Here is a 14,884-nt window from a genome sequence, read left to right as displayed (position 1 = left end):
GCAAGCGCATGAAAGCGCCTGCTTCGATTTCGACTCATTTCTCAAACATTCTTTAGTGTGAGAAGCACCGCCGTTTGAAGCGCGTGACGGTCCGTCTCGTTCAACTTGACAAGAAAGCTTTTTAAGAACGTTTTCACATTATGGACGACGTGCCAATACTGTTCGGCTTCGAGCTCTTGTTTGTGGACGCTCAGTCTAGCGGGCAAGTCTTCTAGCAACACGATCAGTTCTTGCTCGTCCATCCCGCGGTCAAGTAGTCCGAAAATCGGGTTTAGAAGCCGTTCATCTTCATCGTGCACATAGATGGTCGAAATCCTCACCTTGCTCCATAACGCTTCAAGCACATCACTAAACTCGGTCTCGTCGAGTTCCGGGTGTAAGACGAGCTCGTCAAATGTATCGGCCACGTGTGCAATCGAATGGGCCCAGCCTTTACCGGTCACATATCCTCTCGTATCGATCTCGCATTCAAGATACGCCAACAGCTTCGCCTTCAATCGCTCGAGGTCCGCTTCCGACAAGAAGCGCTGTTGCCGGTCCTGATACAAAATCAAGGCGAGCAACAGCGTCGAGAACGACCGGGTGAAGACGGTATCCGTTCCCGTCTCCCCGATACCATGGAACAAATGATACTTGAGCGTCGTCTGAAACAGGTTCGTCAACTGTTCAGTCGTCATTAACTCATCTTCAATGATGAACCGGAAAAAGAGCGTATAAATCAATTGATCTCGAAGTTCGGCGTCCGTCGAACCGATATGATGGAGCATCGACTGGATGACCCGTGCCTCATCGATTTGGTGCAAGCGAACGGTCCCGCTCTTGACGTCCGTTAAAATCCGCTTTAAATCTTCTTCTTGATAAATCATGTCTTCAAACATGTCGCATCACGTTCCCTTTTCATCCGCCTTATAATACCGTTTTCGACACCACGTGGACCGACTCCTTTACATACGAAAAGCAGGCACGATTCGCCTGCTTCGGATATGACCTGATTCAAGTTCGCGTCGAAAATGAAAGCAACAACATCGCCCCGTAACAAATGACCGAGATCAAAAGCACCGGTTGAAAGAAGCGGGACGGCTTTTGCCGTGTCGCCCCGGCAAGAAACCCCGATACCGTCACAACAAACACATACACCCCGACGTACATGAAGAGGAGTTGTCCAATCATCTGCCAGACTTGTGAATCGATTGTCGCGTTCCCCCATGCAAGAAACAGCGCCAAATAGGCAATGAAGGCGACGATGCCAAGTGCAATGACGAACAGCGGCGACAAGCGGTCGAACCATTCATTTTGTGGAAGCTGCTGGAACAGTGCGATGCTAACCAAGACGAACAGCATGAAGACGACGAACGTCAAGGCGATCGGTTGGAGTGGGACAAAACTCGCTAACAGTGCCATCCCAACAATTAAAAGCCAAGTTAATTTTTTCATGTGAACACCTCGTCTGCCAGTATAGCAAACTTGGTTCTCATTTGGAAATATCCTTCCAAAAATCAGCCGTTCATATACCCTCGCTGTTTCATGCTGACGTAATGGTCTTCCCCGATGATGACGTGATCGAGACAAGCGATGCCGACGATGTTCCCCGCTTCGACCAACCGTTCCGACACTTCGATGTCTTCCCGGCTCGGCGTCGCGTCCCCGCTCGGATGGTTATGGACGGCGATGAAGCACGCCGCCGACAGCTTGAGCGCCTCGCGGAACACGTCCCGCGGGTGGACAATCGACGAGTTCAACCCGCCGACGAAGAGCGTCTTCCGGGCGATGAGTTGATTTTTCGTGTTCAGGTACAGACAGACGAAATGCTCTTGATTGAGGAGCCGCAACTCGTTCCGGAGCAGCTCGTACGCGTCTTGCGGCGAACGGATCGTCGGCATCTCAGACTTCGGTTCTTCGACGTAACGGATGCCGATCGTGAACGCCGCGAGCAACTGCTCGGCCTTTTTCTTCGTCATCCCTTCGATTTGGCACAAGTCGCTCACGGACGCCTGCGATAGCGCCCGAAGCGTCGGATAGACATCGGATAATCGCCGGGCGGTCGCGTGCGGGTCCCCGCCCCGTCCCCCGATTTGAAGCAGACTGGCGATGGCGGTTTCAGCACTTCGGTCGAGCACCATGGTCATTCCTTCACCTACTTTCGCAGCAATCACAGAAAGCGTGGCGTCACCCCGTGACCTTCGAGCGTCCGGACGAGCGGCATGAGCGGCAGGCCGACGACGTTATAGTAGTCGCCTTCTAACCGTTCGACGAACAATCCGCCCGACCCTTGGATGCCGTAGGCGCCGGCCTTATCATACGGCTCAGCGGAATCGAGATAGCCGTCGAACCACGCCTCCGGGATGTCGATGAACGTGACGCGCGTCGTCGTGACGAACAAGTCTTGGCGCTCGGGTCCGATGATGCTGACCCCGGTCAGGACGTCATGCGTCGCACCGGAAAGACGACGGAGCATCCGCCGCGCCTCTTCCCGGTCGTTCGGCTTCTCGAGGATCTTCCCGTCTAGGACGACGACCGTATCCGATCCGATGACGACGGCGTCACGATTGTCTCGCGCGACATTTATCGCTTTCTCACGGGCGAGGCGCCCGACGTATTCATCTGCCGCTTCGCGCCCGTTGACGCCCTCGACGACGTTCGACGGGATGACCTCGTGGTGAATGCCGGCCTTGGCCAATAGTTCGGTCCGCCGCGGTGACATCGAGGCGAGGATGACACGTTTCTGTGTTGGTTTCATTGTATCGACTCCTTCTCATCTTAGATAACGGGCTTCCTTCCCGTTTCATACTTCCCTGTTGATTGTAGGCAAAAGGGCAGCCGAACACAATGTCAGCCGACTGAAAAACGCCCCTTCATTTCGAAGGGACGTCTCGTTATGGCGTCGTGTAGTCGTATACCGGGATGTCTTTGCGTGGGAACGTTTGCGTCGGCACGAACCGGTCGTCGACGAGTTGCGTCAAGTCCGGGCGGTAGAAGGCGTCGAGTTCGACCGTGAAGTCGAGCGGCGCGATCACGTCCGTCGTGTTCGGTCCCGTCTCGGCCGGTCCCGTGAACTGAACGGTCCGCAAGATGTGGATCCGGTTCATCGACTCGACCGACTCGAGGAAGAGGACGAGCGCGTCGTACGTCTCGGCTTGAAGCGAAACGGTCGTCCGCACCGAGGACGCGTTCACCGGGGTGATGTCGACCGGTGTCGCCGGTTCAGACGTCGCGCTGACGTCTTCCGGTTCCGGTGTCTCGATCGTCTCCGGCACTTCTGATTCGGCGAGAACACCGTCCGCAAAGGCGATGCTCGTCACGTTGACGCTTGAGAGCTGGCTCGCCTGCGACAACGCCTCGACGACGGTGTCTAACGCTGGCTCGGCCGGGACGCGCGTCTGGAGGCGCTGCGAGTCGGCAACGTCGACGGCGCGACCTTCCTGGCGCATGAGCTCGAGCTTCGTCTGTTCGAGCGACAGTTCGCGCTCGAGCGCTTTCACGTCACCTTGTTTTATGAAATACGTATAGCCAAAGTAAGCCGGGACGGCGAGAGCCGTGAACAGGCACAAGGTGAACACTAAGTAAATCGTCGAACGTTTCATTGGCTCACCACCTCCTCATCGGTCGCCGCTTCGGTCTCAGGCTCTTCGACGTCGACAAACGTGAACGTGAATTCACCGATGTAACGCGGGAGCGGCTCGTCCGTCAGACGAGTCGGTTCGTCCGTGTCCGTCTCCGTGTCGACTTTCGTCTCGGTCGTGACGCCGAGCAGCTTGACGTTCTCAAAGCGCGGGTCGGTCAAGAGCGCGCGTTGGAACGCGTTCAAGTCCGGCAACGTCTCGAACTGGGCGCGGACGCTCATGAGCGAGCCGTCGGCGTAATTGTACGTCAAGACGTATCCGGTCGGCGGCAACTGTTCGGTGAGCGCTCGGAGCGCCGGCACCGCTTGTTTCTCTTCGTTCGTAAGCGACGTCACCGTCTGTTCGAGCGACAGCACTTGTTGCCCTTTCGAGTTCACTTGTTCCGTCTGATAAATGCGGACGAGCTGCAACTGTTCGTTCACTTGCGCTTCTTGCCGTTCGAGCCCTTGCACTTCGTAGTACAAGAAGCCGGCGAGCCCCCCACCGATGAGAAGAGACGCGAGACTCGCGACGATCGGCCAGCGGAGCGTGACGTCGGTCGAATTGATGAAGTTGGCGTCGCGGTCACGATCGAGCGTCGCCATCCCGAGGAGCGGCAACATCTGGTGCGACAGCGGCGTCGCGTGTGACAACGGGAGCGGGTCGTCGATCCGTTTGACCGGCACCATCGCTTCCGCCTCGATCGTCCGGACGAGCTCATCGAGTTCCGGGACCGTCCCGGAGACGAGGAGCTCGTCAATCGGGCGACCGTCCGTGCGGAGCGAGTAGCGATAAAAGTCGAGGAAGCGCGACAGCTCGTTCAACCAATCGTCGGTCTGGCTCGAAAGCGTCTCGTTCGAACCGTTGAACGTGTATGTAACCCCGCCGTCTGTCGTATCCGAGCGGTATGAAAGGTCGGTCTCGATGGCGCGGATGAAACGGACCTGTCCTTCCTCAAGGACGAGCAACTGGTGCGCGAACGGTGTCACGTGCCAGAGGAGCGTCGATTTGAGCGGGTCGAGCGTCTCGAGACGGGCCACGCCGTTCGCAATGGCGACCGGGCGCGGGACGATCTTCTTCAAGACGAAGCCGCGTTTTTTCATGTAACCGCGGATCGCTTTCGTCAACTCGACCGAGACGGCGTGCAGCATGACTTCGGTCTTCATCTCCGTCTCGCCGAGCACCTCATAGTCGAAGGCGACGTCGTCGAACGGCAAGATGATCGAACTGCCGATCTCCATGAACAAATAACCGCGGATCTCGTCTTTCGGGATGTTCGACGGGATGTCAACTTTACGCGACAACACTTCCGTCTCGGCCATGTCGACGGCGCAGACCATCCCTTTTCGTACTTTCAATTTTCGGCACAACTCGTCGAAGGCGAGGCCGAACGCGTTCTCGTCCTGAATCCGCCCTTCAGCGTAGGCATTCTTCGCCAACTGGACGGAGGCGCTCCGTTTGAAGACACCTTGTTTGATCACGGCCCCGTGGATGCTGAGCGCATCGAACGAGAAGTACGCGACCGTCCCTTTCTCTATAGCCCGGCTCATGCTAGTTTCCCCCTACAATAAATCAAAATACCAATCAAAAAAGCGTTCGCTGAACCAAAACGTCAGCATCGTCCCGAGCGCGATCGACGGGACGAACGGGATCGGCTGTTTGCGACCGATCCGTTTCAACCCGATCAGCGCGAGACCGACGACGGCACCGATCAAGCTCGCGAGGAACAACGCGACGAGCACGTCACGCGGTCCGAGCACGAGTCCGATCACTGTAAATAGTTTGACATCGCCGGCCCCAAGTCCCCCTTTTGAGACGAAAAAAACGGTGGCGAGGAACGAAAATCCTAACAACGCCCCGGCGAGCGGGCCCCACCACGTCGCCCCTGATACGTAAGCGAGAGCGAGCAGGACCGGCGCCGTATAGAGCAAAATGACGTTCGGCACGAGCATCGTCGACAAATCGGACATCGCCAAAGCGAGCAGCGTCGACAAGAAGACGAACGCGAGCAGCGTTGTCCCTGAGAAGCCGTACAGCCAAAAGCTGTAGCCGTAGCCGATTGCCCCGAGCAGTTCGAACAGCGGATACGTCGGCGCGATCCGTCCGCCACAGCCGCGGCATTTGCCACGGAGGAATAAGTAGCCGAACACGGGAACGAGTTCCCATGCCGACAAGACGTGGCCGCAAGACGGGCAGTGCGACCGTGGCGTCACGATCGATTGCTTCTGTGGCACGCGGAGCCCGACGACGTTCGTGAACGAAGTGATGACCGCTCCGAGCACGATGCTGTAAATGAGTCCAATGAGGTCAAGCAATTTGGTCACTCCTTCTGTAAGTATATGCCAAAAATAGAAAACCGGCTAGGCTGAGCGAGTGCCCAGCGCCAGCCGGAAAACTTATTGTGTAGTTGGAGGCGTAACTGTAGCTAAATTCGCACCATCTTTATTGAGAGCATTTTCAGCCTTATTTTCAAATTTAAACTTTGAGCCTACTAAAGTAGTACTGTAAATATATTTACCACCATCTTCAGTGATTTTTACTAAAGCAGTCGTATAGTCTGTTCCGAACGGATCTTGAAGTTGTGAAATGTATTGCGAACCATCTGCCTTAGTAGCATTATTGCTCGCATTTCCTACAAACACCAATTCAACTGGAGCGTCTTTTTTAACTGGGTTAGAAGCTGTATATAATTTCGCTGAACTCACCATTTGCTTCGCATCGGCAACCATCGCATCTTTACGTGAGTTCTCGATAATTCCACCAATCGCGACGACGGCGATGGCTGCGATAATGCCTAAAATTACGACGACGACGAGCAACTCGACGAGTGTGAGGCCGCGCTCATCTTTCAACTGTTTCGCATCTTGCCAAATCATTTTCATTTTTTCCAACATGACTGATTCTCCCCTTTTGTGTGTTTTGCTATGTTGTATGCTGCATGTATTACATAAGACCTAGATTAAGTAGAACAATTTTACTATACATTCAAAATTTGGAGTTGAAAAGTAGTATATGTGCATAAACTAAGAATTTTCTACTGATTTTGGATATCCCCATAAATTTGGAACATCGGAACGACGACGGCGATGACGATGACCCCGACGATACTTGCCAATACAACGATTAGTAATGGCTCGATAATCGACTTCAACCGGTCCGTCGTCGTCTCGACCTCGGTCTCATAAAACTCGGCGACTTCGTTCAACATCGAGTCCAAATCCCCGCTCTCCTCGCCGACCGCGATCATTTGCGTCATGAGCGGCGGGAAGTTCGTGTTGCGCATGAGCGGCTCGTGAAGCGGGATGCCTTGCGCCATACTGTTGCGCGCCTCGGCGAGCCCTTTGCGGATGACGCGGTTCGAGACGATTTTCTCGGTAATCTCAATCGCCGACAAGATCGGCACGGCCGCTTGAAGCAGGACGGCCAAACTTCGGGTCAATAACGCGATTTGTGACTTTAGGACGATTGGTCCAAAAATCGGTAGTTTCAGCAACAACCCGTCGATGATGAACCGTTCCTTATCTCGCTTCAACATCCACGTAAACACGAGGACACCGAGTATCGCGATTCCGAAGATGAGCCACCAATAGGCGGCGACGAAGTCGGAGACGGCGACGACGATCCGGGTGATGAGCGGGAGTTCCCCGCCGAGTTGGCCGAAGATGCTCGCGAACGTCGGGACGACGCTCACCATGAGGAAGGCGACGACGCCGATGGCGACGATGGAGACGACGAGCGGATACGTGAGCGCCGAGATGACTTTCCGTTTCACGTCGTACTGTTTCTGGAGTTGGAGCCCGATTTGGTCGAGCGCCTCCTCCAAGTTCCCGCTCGCCTCGCCCGCGAGCGCCATCGAGCTGAAGAAGTTCGAGAACACGCGCGGGTGTTTCTTGATCGCTTCGGAATAGGCGATCCCTTCCCGTAAATCGTCCTCGACTTGGCTGAGCGTCTTCTTCAATACTTTCGACTCGGTCTGGACGCGCAAGATGGACGTCGCCCGGACGATTGGCACACCGGCCCGGATGAGCGTCGCGAACTGACGCACATACATGATCAAATGTTCAATCTTCACCCGCTCCGGGAGCAGGTTGATTTCGGTGTTTAGGCCTGTCGACTCGAGCTCCGACAGTTCCGTGACGAGAATCGACTCCTCGCGGAGCTTCTCTTTCGCCTCGCGGAGCGAGACGGCCGTGATGCGGCCTTTCTTGCGGCGCCCATTCAAGAGCTTGCCTTCGTATTGGAATATGGCCATACGCTTACCTCATTTCTTCGTTCGGCACGGCGTTCGGATTGATGACGCCTTGCCGGATGAGTTGCTCGATGGACGCGTCCATCGACTGCATCCCGCTCTGCCGGTTCGTCTGGATGACGGTCGGGAGCTGGAACTCTTTTTCATTGCGAATCAAGTTGGCGACGGCCGCATTGCCGAGCAGAATCTCCATCGCGGCGACGCGGCCTTTCGCGACGTCGACACGCGGGAACAGGCGCTGACTGACGACGCCGAGCAACACGTTGGCGAGCTGCGTCCGAATTTGGTCTTGCTGCTCGGCCGGGAACGCGTCGATGATGCGGCTGACGGTCGACATCGCGCTCGACGTATGGAGCGTCGCCATGACGAGGTGACCCGTCTCGGCCGCGGTCATCGCCGTCGAGATCGTCTCGAGGTCACGCATCTCCCCGAGCAAGATGACGTCCGGGTCTTGCCGGAGCGCGGCGCGAAGCCCACTCACGAACTTCATGACGTCCGAGCCGATTTCGCGTTGGTCGACGATGCTCTGGTTATGCGAATGCAAATACTCGATCGGGTCCTCGAGCGTGATGATTCGTTTTCGCTGCGTGCAGTTAATCTCGTGAATCATCGCCGCGAGCGTCGTCGATTTCCCCGATCCGGTCGGCCCCGTCACGAGGATGAGTCCGTGCGGTTTCTCGATAAGACGTTTCAACACGGCCGGCAAGTCGAGTTCGTTCATCGTCGGGATTTCCCCGGAAATGGAACGGAAAGCGATGGCGACCGTCCCCCGCTGATAATAGGCGTTGACGCGAAACCGTGAGACGCGCGGCACACCGAACGAGAAGTCGAGGTCGCGCTCTAAATCGAGCCGGGCCCGCATGTCATCGGTCATAATTTCGCGTAAGTAACTCTCAATGTGGGCCGGCAACACCTTCTCCTCACCCATCGTGACGAGGCTTCCGTCGATGCGGAAAATCGGAGGCGAGCCCGCGGTCAGATGGATGTCCGAGGCGCGCTGTTCGACCGCCTTCGTCAAAATCACTTCTATCGATTGATGGATCATCTCATCACTCCGTTATGACTGTTCTCAAAATCTCTTCGGTCGTCGTCAAACCTGACGCGACTTTTTCTAACCCGTCGGCGAGCAGGAACCTCGCCCCGTGCTGTTTTGCGTAGTCGACCATCTCGGCCTCGGTCGCCTGATTCATGATGAGACGGCGCAACCCTTCATCGATTGGCACGACTTCATGGATGGCCAGGCGGCCCCGATAGCCGGTGAAGTTACAAGACGCACAGCCGTTGCCGCGGACGACGTGGTCGATGGCGACCCCTTCGTTCGCGAACAGTTCTTGCTCACGCTTCGAGACGGGCTGCGGATGACCGCAATCCCGACAGACGCGTCGGACGAGACGCTGGGCGACGAGCCCGGACGTCGACGCGGCGACGAGGAACGGCTCGACCCCCATGTCGACGAGACGGGTGATGGAACTGATGGCCGAGTTCGTGTGGAGCGTCGACAGCACCAAGTGACCCGTCAGCGAGGCACGAATGGCGATCTCCGCCGTCTCCGTGTCTCGAATCTCCCCGACCATGACGATGTTCGGGTCTTGACGGAGAATCGAACGCAATCCTGAGGCGAACGTGAGCCCGACTTTCGCGTTGACTTGTACTTGGTTGATCCCATCGAGCTGATACTCGACCGGATCCTCGACCGTGATGATGTTTTTCGTCTCGTCGTTCAATTCTTTCAGTGACGCGTAGAGCGTCGACGACTTCCCTGAACCGGTCGGCCCGGTGATCAAGATGATCCCGTTCGGTCGCTTGAGCATGTCGCGGTAGACGCGCTCGTTGTGCTCGCCGAAGCCGAGCTTTGTCAGGTCGGTCAACCCTTCCGACGAGTCGAGCACCCGGATGACGATCTTTTCACCGTACATCGTCGGGAGCGTCGAGACGCGAAAGTCATACGGTCGGTCGCGGAGCGTATATTTGATGCGCCCGTCTTGTGGCAATCGGCTCTCGGTGATGTCTAAGTTACTCATGACCTTGATTCGGGTCAGCATGACGCTTTGAATTTTCTTCGGATAGACCGCCTCGGTGCGAAGGTCACCGTCGACCCGGAAGCGGACGTGGAGCTGCTTCTCATGGGGGTCGAAGTGGATATCCGAGGCGCGTTGGTCGATGGCGCTCAAGAACAGTTGATTGACGAGCCGGATGACCGGTGCGTCATCTCGTGACGCAGTCTCTTGCCGTTCCACTTCGGGCGCTTCTTCTTTTAAAATCTCGATGAGCGAGGCGTCCATCTCGTAATAGCGGCTAATCGTCTTACGAATCTGTTCTCGCGTCGCGATGCCGACCTCGATGTTCATCCCCGTCTGGAGCCGGACGTCATCCACCGCAATCAAATCAAGGGGATCCGCCGTCGCGATGAACAGCGTGTTCCCCTGTAACTCGATTGGCATGATATCGTGCTTTTGGGCGATCGCCTTCGGCACGAGCTTTGTCACGGTCATGTTGATGTCTTGCGCGTATAACGCGATAATCGGCACGTTCAACTGCTCATGAAGCACTTGAATGAGCTGCGTCTCCGTCAAATAGTTGAGCCGCATGAGCGTATCGCCGAGCTTTTCACCCCGTCGTTTTTGAGCGAGCGCCTCATCGAGCTGGGCCGTCGTGATGATCCCTGCCTCGATGAGCATCTCACCTAATCGTTTCTTCGTCCGTCTCACCTTACTTCACCATCCTCTGCGGTACCTCCTGTTGCACGACGTCTCGTTGTTCGATGAAGACGCTCAATGCGGCACCGCCGATCACGCCGAGGACGAGGAGGGAAATAGCCCACCACGTCCGCTCGAGTCCTTCCATGTACATCGTGTACACGCCGACCGCGATCACGGCGACGAGAAGCGCGATGACGAGTTTCGTCTCCCGTTTTCGCACGTTCGGGACCGACAGAGCGAATAGCGTCAACGTGGCGAGCACCCAGAAGGCGAGCAAAATCAAATATCCAATCATCCGACTGCCTCCTCGCTTGTTTCCGGAACGCTTTCAAATACCGGCGGTTCTTCTTCAAAATCATACAATCCGTCATTCTCTACATCGTCATCGAACGGGTCATCTTCCAGTAGTTCGTCGGGAAAAGTTGGGATGACCGGTTCGACCGGCTCTGGAGGCGGAAGCGGGACCGAGCTTTTCGTCACAATCTCCGGGACCGGCTCATAGAAGTCGAACCCAAGCATCTCGAGCGTCTCACCCGCTTCGGTGATGCGGACGCGGTACAGTTTCCCCGATTCCCCGGCTTGTCCCGATTGTGTCACGGACGAGCTGCCGGCCGGAAGTGACGGGCTGAAGCGGATGACGTTCTGATACGGAACACTCACAACTTCCTCGACACGTGACTCATACGCCGCCTCGAACGCTTTTCCGAGCAGTTGCACGGTCATCGTGTTCCCTTCGTTCAAGACGATGATGGCGTATGGCGTCTGTTCCGTGTTTTGAACGGCAAAGTTCGAACGGTCATCGACGAGCACGTCATAGCCGAGTTCGACCCCGCTCGGAAGCACTTCATGCGGGACGCGTTCTAAAATGTTGAACGGCGTCGCCGCGAACAGCTGGTAAAGGGAAGGGCCGAGCGTTGTCATGGCGTCGAAATCGTCACCGAACGCCTTCAAGCTAAAGATGTCCCCGGCGTTCATTTCAAACCCGTTCATCCGCTCGAGTACCGAGCGCATCGCCGGTGTCGGGCTGACCGTCATCGAAGCGACGACCTCGTTCTCTTCGGCAATCGTCTCAAGGACGATATTCGAATCAAGCTGAGATGCCGATGCGGTGATCGGTCCGGTCACCATCGTCATCGTCACCGGCTGATTGTCGAGGTACGGGGTGATCCGTTCTTCGTCAAGGGCAACCGCGAGCGGGTAATCCCCTGGTTCGGTGATCGTCTCGAGCGTACCGTCGACGTTGAACGTCACGACGTCTTTCCCGACTTCGAGCGTCGTCCCGTCGACGAGCGTCACGTTGAACGGCGCGTTTTGAAAATCTTTGACGGCGTTGTCAAGCCGGATCACCGCTTCTTGCTTTGTCATGCCTGACACATCGATGCCGGCGACGCGCGTGTCTTTATATGTAGCACTCGTCTTCGCGGCCACGTCCAAGTAGTTGACGAGCCCGATCGTCGGCAGCGACACGAGCAGGACGAGCCCTGCTAGGATGAGAACGTGCATCCCATATCGTTTCATAATTTAAATTCCCCCTAAATGGTCGATCCATGAGACTTTCGATGGACTATCCGAAATCACTGTAACTTTAGTATAATATGCATTGTACAGAAAATAACAATTAATTCAGGAAAACAGTCTGTTTTTGCCTACAGTTTTACTATTTTTGAAAAGGAGGTCAACGTGTTGCGTCGTTCTGAACAAGGTTTCACACTCGTCGAAGTACTCGTCTCGATTGTTATTCTATCTATCGTCTCGTTTTCCTTGTTAAATATATTCAGTCAAAGCCTGAAAACGACGAATGATAGCTTGAATCGCACAATTGCCAATCAAGTCGCACAGAATACGTTACATTCGTTAGACCGAAGAGCCTCGTCACTCGAAGAGGTACTCTCGCTTACGACCCTGACACCGGGTGGCCCTTGTCCGTTTTGTGCGGAGATTAACGGACAATCGTTCAATGTAGACGTGACGGAGATTGGCCCGACGCAATCCGACCATACAATCGAGCTTGAAGTAACGGTGACGACAGACACGATGTCCTCTCCTGTCCGGTTGAAAGGAGTGATCTCGAATGCGACGTTACGTGAGCCGTTCCCTGAAACAGCTGTCCCAGAAAGCGAAACAATTAAGTAACGAATCAAATGGGTTCACCTTAGTCGAATTGCTCGTTACCGTCGTTGTCGCCTCGATTTTGAGTGGCGTCATTATCACGGCTTTCATCTCAGGTACACTCGGATTTCGCCTGACGAATGAGACGAGTGAGCTCCGAAGCGAGGCAGACTATTTGGTCTCGTCGATCCTCTCGGAAGTGAACCGCAGTCAATTCGATGCGGTCACAGAAAGCGACAATACATTTCAATTCCATCGTCTATCCGACCCGAATATCTCGGAATCCGGCATGATTTATCGCAAGGCTGGCTATGAAGCTATCCCGCTCAACTTATCAGACGCGTCATATGAACCAAGCAATCCAAACATTGTGCTCGAATCTATCTCAATTCAACTCGTCGACCCGATATATGATCCAAGGCGCCCAAGCTACATGACGAGCGGCTTAATCGAGATTGAAATCGCGTTATCGTTAGCTGAGAACCCTGATTCGGTCAAAACGTTTAAAAGTTCGATTCCATTTTAACGAAAGGAGGATTCCCTCATGCGAAAACAAGAAGAGGGCTACGTCCTCGTTCTCGTCCTCGTGACGATGGCAGCACTCGCAGTCCTGTCGCTCGCAGCGATGCAAGTCAACCTCGTCACGAACAAGTTGACCGTCATCCGGACAGAAGACACGCAATTGAACGAAGACGCAAGAAGCGCCCTTCAGTTAATTGCAGCCGATGTTCGAAATCGTTTCCCCCTTCACGACTCAAACGATGTTCCCGAACATATGGCGTCCGAGACTGCTTTTAACGCGGCCGTCCACGAACTCCTCGCGACGGATGCGCCATTTGTAAAATTGACGAATACGAGTGACAGCACAATCACGTATTCGATTCAATTGAAAGAAGACGAGGACACGACTCAACTCGTGACGGCCCCGTTCACTAAGATTTTGCAAGTGGACGTCCGTGCCAGCCGTCAAGTGAACCCGGAACAGCCTCGACTGGCGGTTCACTATACACAAGACCTCTATTTGACGGCGTTACCTTCTTTCCTTTATTACGTACTCGGGTCCGATCAACAGTTAGCGGTCAACGGGATGCCGACCGTGAAAGGGAACATCTATTCAGGTGGCCCGTTCACGTTGATGCGCCCTGCCAACTATCAACTGAACGGTGAGGCGAAACAGCTCCAAAACTTGTCCACGAGCCGCTTTTATTTGGATGGACGAATCGACGTGCCGGACCTTGCCTCCTGCAATGTGTGTCGCCAGCCGAACTATTTCACAGCCGGCAACTCCTTCGCGAACGAGTTCCCGGACGCTGGACCTGTCACGAGCCAGTTCTCACCGTTCCAGTTCGATTATTCCATCATCGAGTTCGTGAACCGGCGATTGGCTCAAAAATTGCCTTACACGAACACGGTCGAAGCGACGCTATTCAAACAGTCGACACTCCCACGTACGAACCTGGTGTTCGAGACGGAACGTGTCATCAGTGACGACGGCTCGACGATTATCGAGCGGCCGAGTCCGTATTTGGTAAAACGTCTCTACGACCGTTTGAACGATCCCACCATCGTGACGTTACCGCCCGCTTTGACGGGTAGCGCAATGGTGATTACCGAATCGATTGCGAAAAACGAGAATCCGCTCCTATTTGACGGCGACCTCACAATCGATTCACTCAACCACATCTCGATTGATCGGCCGCTCATCGTAAACGGTGATTTGACGATTCAAGGAAATGTCTCGTTTGAATCGACCGTCTATGTGCTCGGTGACAGCGTCATTGATCGGGCGAACATTCGACCACTCGATGAAACTGGGCTCAACTCGCTCGTCCTTCTCTCAAAAGGGAAAATCTTATTGAATCGGATTAACGAGTTTGAAACGGGCTCGACGTCACTTCAAGCCTTTTTATATAGTGACTCTTTAGAAAAGACGCAAGTGTATGCGGTCGGATCGGAACTTCAAATCAAAGGTGGACTGTATAGTCGCGGTCCGCTCGACGTGAACGTGTTCCGTGGCCGTTACCCAGAGGCAGAAGGGCTTTCGGCGACCCAGTACTTTGAGCGAAACATCCCCGAACAAGCGCCCGAGCATTCTCGACTCCAACTGACGTATAACGACGCTGTGTTCAACCAATTGAATACGTTACCTGTCACCAATCAGCTTCAATTCTTCGTCAGCCAACCGGTCCAACTTCAGTAAACGACAAAAGACTCGCACTCAACCGTGA

Annotated in this window: 15 protein-coding genes and 1 pseudogene; 3 read left to right on the top strand and 13 right to left on the bottom strand. The window is 54.9% G+C overall.

Annotation, left to right across the window (positions count from 1 at the left end; translation table 11 throughout):
- Positions 1-41 precede the first annotated feature (41 nt).
- From RT52_RS13510 to RT52_RS17680, 13 genes and pseudogenes are all read right to left on the bottom strand, one after another.
- Positions 42-878, bottom strand: coding sequence for a DUF2785 domain-containing protein (locus RT52_RS13510; RefSeq protein ID WP_034817954.1), 837 nt, complete (start codon positions 876-878; stop codon positions 42-44).
- A 115-nt stretch (positions 879-993) separates the two neighbouring features.
- Entirely contained in the window at positions 994-1,434 is a 441-nt protein-coding gene (locus tag RT52_RS13505) for a hypothetical protein (protein WP_034817953.1), read from the bottom strand.
- 62 nt (positions 1,435-1,496) lie between these two features.
- The gene (gene radC / locus RT52_RS13500) at positions 1,497-2,126 is read right to left on the bottom strand and encodes a RadC family protein (RefSeq protein WP_034817952.1); all 630 of its coding nucleotides are present in this window, start codon (positions 2,124-2,126) and stop codon (positions 1,497-1,499) included.
- A gap of 23 nt (positions 2,127-2,149) precedes the next feature.
- Positions 2,150-2,737 (bottom strand): Maf family protein, encoded by a 588-nt coding sequence (locus RT52_RS13495; protein ID WP_034817951.1) that lies wholly within the window; start codon positions 2,735-2,737, stop codon positions 2,150-2,152.
- Positions 2,738-2,873: 136 nt separating this feature from the next.
- Complete coding sequence (locus RT52_RS13490; RefSeq protein ID WP_024369860.1) at positions 2,874-3,581, bottom strand: hypothetical protein; 708 nt, start codon at positions 3,579-3,581, stop codon at positions 2,874-2,876.
- Positions 3,578-5,149, bottom strand: a complete 1,572-nt coding sequence (gene pilM, locus RT52_RS13485) for a pilus assembly protein PilM (RefSeq protein ID WP_034817950.1) — start codon at positions 5,147-5,149, stop codon at positions 3,578-3,580. The genes RT52_RS13490 and pilM overlap by 4 nt, the downstream gene beginning before the upstream one ends.
- Before the next feature lie 12 nt (positions 5,150-5,161).
- Entirely contained in the window at positions 5,162-5,923 is a 762-nt protein-coding gene (locus RT52_RS13480) for a prepilin peptidase (RefSeq protein ID WP_245175554.1), read from the bottom strand.
- A gap of 72 nt (positions 5,924-5,995) precedes the next feature.
- Entirely contained in the window at positions 5,996-6,493 is a 498-nt protein-coding gene (locus RT52_RS13475) for a prepilin-type N-terminal cleavage/methylation domain-containing protein (protein ID WP_051690375.1), read from the bottom strand.
- Between the two features lie 140 nt (positions 6,494-6,633).
- Positions 6,634-7,851 (bottom strand): type II secretion system F family protein, encoded by a 1,218-nt coding sequence (locus RT52_RS13470; RefSeq protein ID WP_034817948.1) that lies wholly within the window; start codon positions 7,849-7,851, stop codon positions 6,634-6,636.
- Between the two features lie 4 nt (positions 7,852-7,855).
- On the bottom strand, positions 7,856-8,893 hold the full coding sequence (locus tag RT52_RS13465) for a type IV pilus twitching motility protein PilT (protein WP_034817947.1): 1,038 nt from the start codon (positions 8,891-8,893) through the stop codon (positions 7,856-7,858).
- A gap of 4 nt (positions 8,894-8,897) precedes the next feature.
- A complete protein-coding gene (locus RT52_RS13460; protein ID WP_034817946.1) occupies positions 8,898-10,556 on the bottom strand; it encodes a GspE/PulE family protein in 1,659 nt (552 codons plus the stop codon).
- Position 10,557: 1 nt separating this feature from the next.
- Positions 10,558-10,842 carry a hypothetical protein gene (locus RT52_RS13455; protein WP_034817945.1) on the bottom strand — a complete coding sequence of 95 codons (285 nt, stop codon included), beginning with the start codon at positions 10,840-10,842 and terminating at the stop codon, positions 10,558-10,560.
- Between the two features lie 191 nt (positions 10,843-11,033).
- Positions 11,034-11,270, bottom strand: a pseudogene (locus tag RT52_RS17680) (G5 domain-containing protein); the annotation flags it as partial.
- Between the two features lie 960 nt (positions 11,271-12,230).
- On the opposite strand from RT52_RS17680, the gene RT52_RS13445 reads away from it, so the two are divergent.
- Genes RT52_RS13445 through RT52_RS13435 form a run of 3 tightly spaced genes read left to right on the top strand, consistent with a single transcriptional unit; the run spans position 12,231 to position 14,856 of the window.
- On the top strand, positions 12,231-12,680 hold the full coding sequence (locus tag RT52_RS13445) for a type IV pilus modification PilV family protein (RefSeq protein ID WP_034817943.1): 450 nt from the start codon (positions 12,231-12,233) through the stop codon (positions 12,678-12,680).
- Positions 12,619-13,182 (top strand): prepilin-type N-terminal cleavage/methylation domain-containing protein, encoded by a 564-nt coding sequence (locus tag RT52_RS13440; RefSeq protein ID WP_081852726.1) that lies wholly within the window; start codon positions 12,619-12,621, stop codon positions 13,180-13,182. The genes RT52_RS13445 and RT52_RS13440 overlap by 62 nt, the downstream gene beginning before the upstream one ends.
- Before the next feature lie 18 nt (positions 13,183-13,200).
- On the top strand, positions 13,201-14,856 hold the full coding sequence (locus RT52_RS13435; RefSeq protein ID WP_034817942.1) for a hypothetical protein: 1,656 nt from the start codon (positions 13,201-13,203) through the stop codon (positions 14,854-14,856).
- Positions 14,857-14,884: the final 28 nt, after the last annotated feature.

It is taken from the genome of Exiguobacterium alkaliphilum 12/1, assembly GCF_000714435.1.
Taxonomy (GTDB): domain Bacteria; phylum Bacillota; class Bacilli; order Exiguobacteriales; family Exiguobacteriaceae; genus Exiguobacterium; species Exiguobacterium alkaliphilum.
The sequence above is the reverse complement of the archived record's forward strand: the minus strand, read 5'-3'. Positions and strand labels throughout refer to the sequence as shown.

Excerpts from the sequence above, each read along its gene's own strand:
- RT52_RS13470 (WP_034817948.1), bottom strand. The coding sequence starts at position 7,851 with ATGGCCATATTCCAATACGAAGGCAAGCTCTTGAATGGGCGCCGCAAG.
- RT52_RS13440 (WP_081852726.1), top strand. The coding sequence starts at position 12,619 with ATGCGACGTTACGTGAGCCGTTCCCTGAAACAGCTGTCCCAGAAAGCG.
- pilM (WP_034817950.1), bottom strand. The coding sequence starts at position 5,149 with ATGAGCCGGGCTATAGAGAAAGGGACGGTCGCGTACTTCTCGTTCGAT.
- RT52_RS13510 (WP_034817954.1), bottom strand. The coding sequence starts at position 878 with ATGTTTGAAGACATGATTTATCAAGAAGAAGATTTAAAGCGGATTTTA.
- RT52_RS13495 (WP_034817951.1), bottom strand. The coding sequence starts at position 2,737 with ATGAAACCAACACAGAAACGTGTCATCCTCGCCTCGATGTCACCGCGG.
- RT52_RS13490 (WP_024369860.1), bottom strand. The coding sequence starts at position 3,581 with ATGAAACGTTCGACGATTTACTTAGTGTTCACCTTGTGCCTGTTCACG.
- RT52_RS13475 (WP_051690375.1), bottom strand. The coding sequence starts at position 6,493 with ATGTTGGAAAAAATGAAAATGATTTGGCAAGATGCGAAACAGTTGAAA.
- RT52_RS13465 (WP_034817947.1), bottom strand. The coding sequence starts at position 8,893 with ATGATCCATCAATCGATAGAAGTGATTTTGACGAAGGCGGTCGAACAG.
- RT52_RS13505 (WP_034817953.1), bottom strand. The coding sequence starts at position 1,434 with ATGAAAAAATTAACTTGGCTTTTAATTGTTGGGATGGCACTGTTAGCG.
- radC (WP_034817952.1), bottom strand. The coding sequence starts at position 2,126 with ATGACCATGGTGCTCGACCGAAGTGCTGAAACCGCCATCGCCAGTCTG.
- RT52_RS13455 (WP_034817945.1), bottom strand. The coding sequence starts at position 10,842 with ATGATTGGATATTTGATTTTGCTCGCCTTCTGGGTGCTCGCCACGTTG.
- RT52_RS13435 (WP_034817942.1), top strand. The coding sequence starts at position 13,201 with ATGCGAAAACAAGAAGAGGGCTACGTCCTCGTTCTCGTCCTCGTGACG.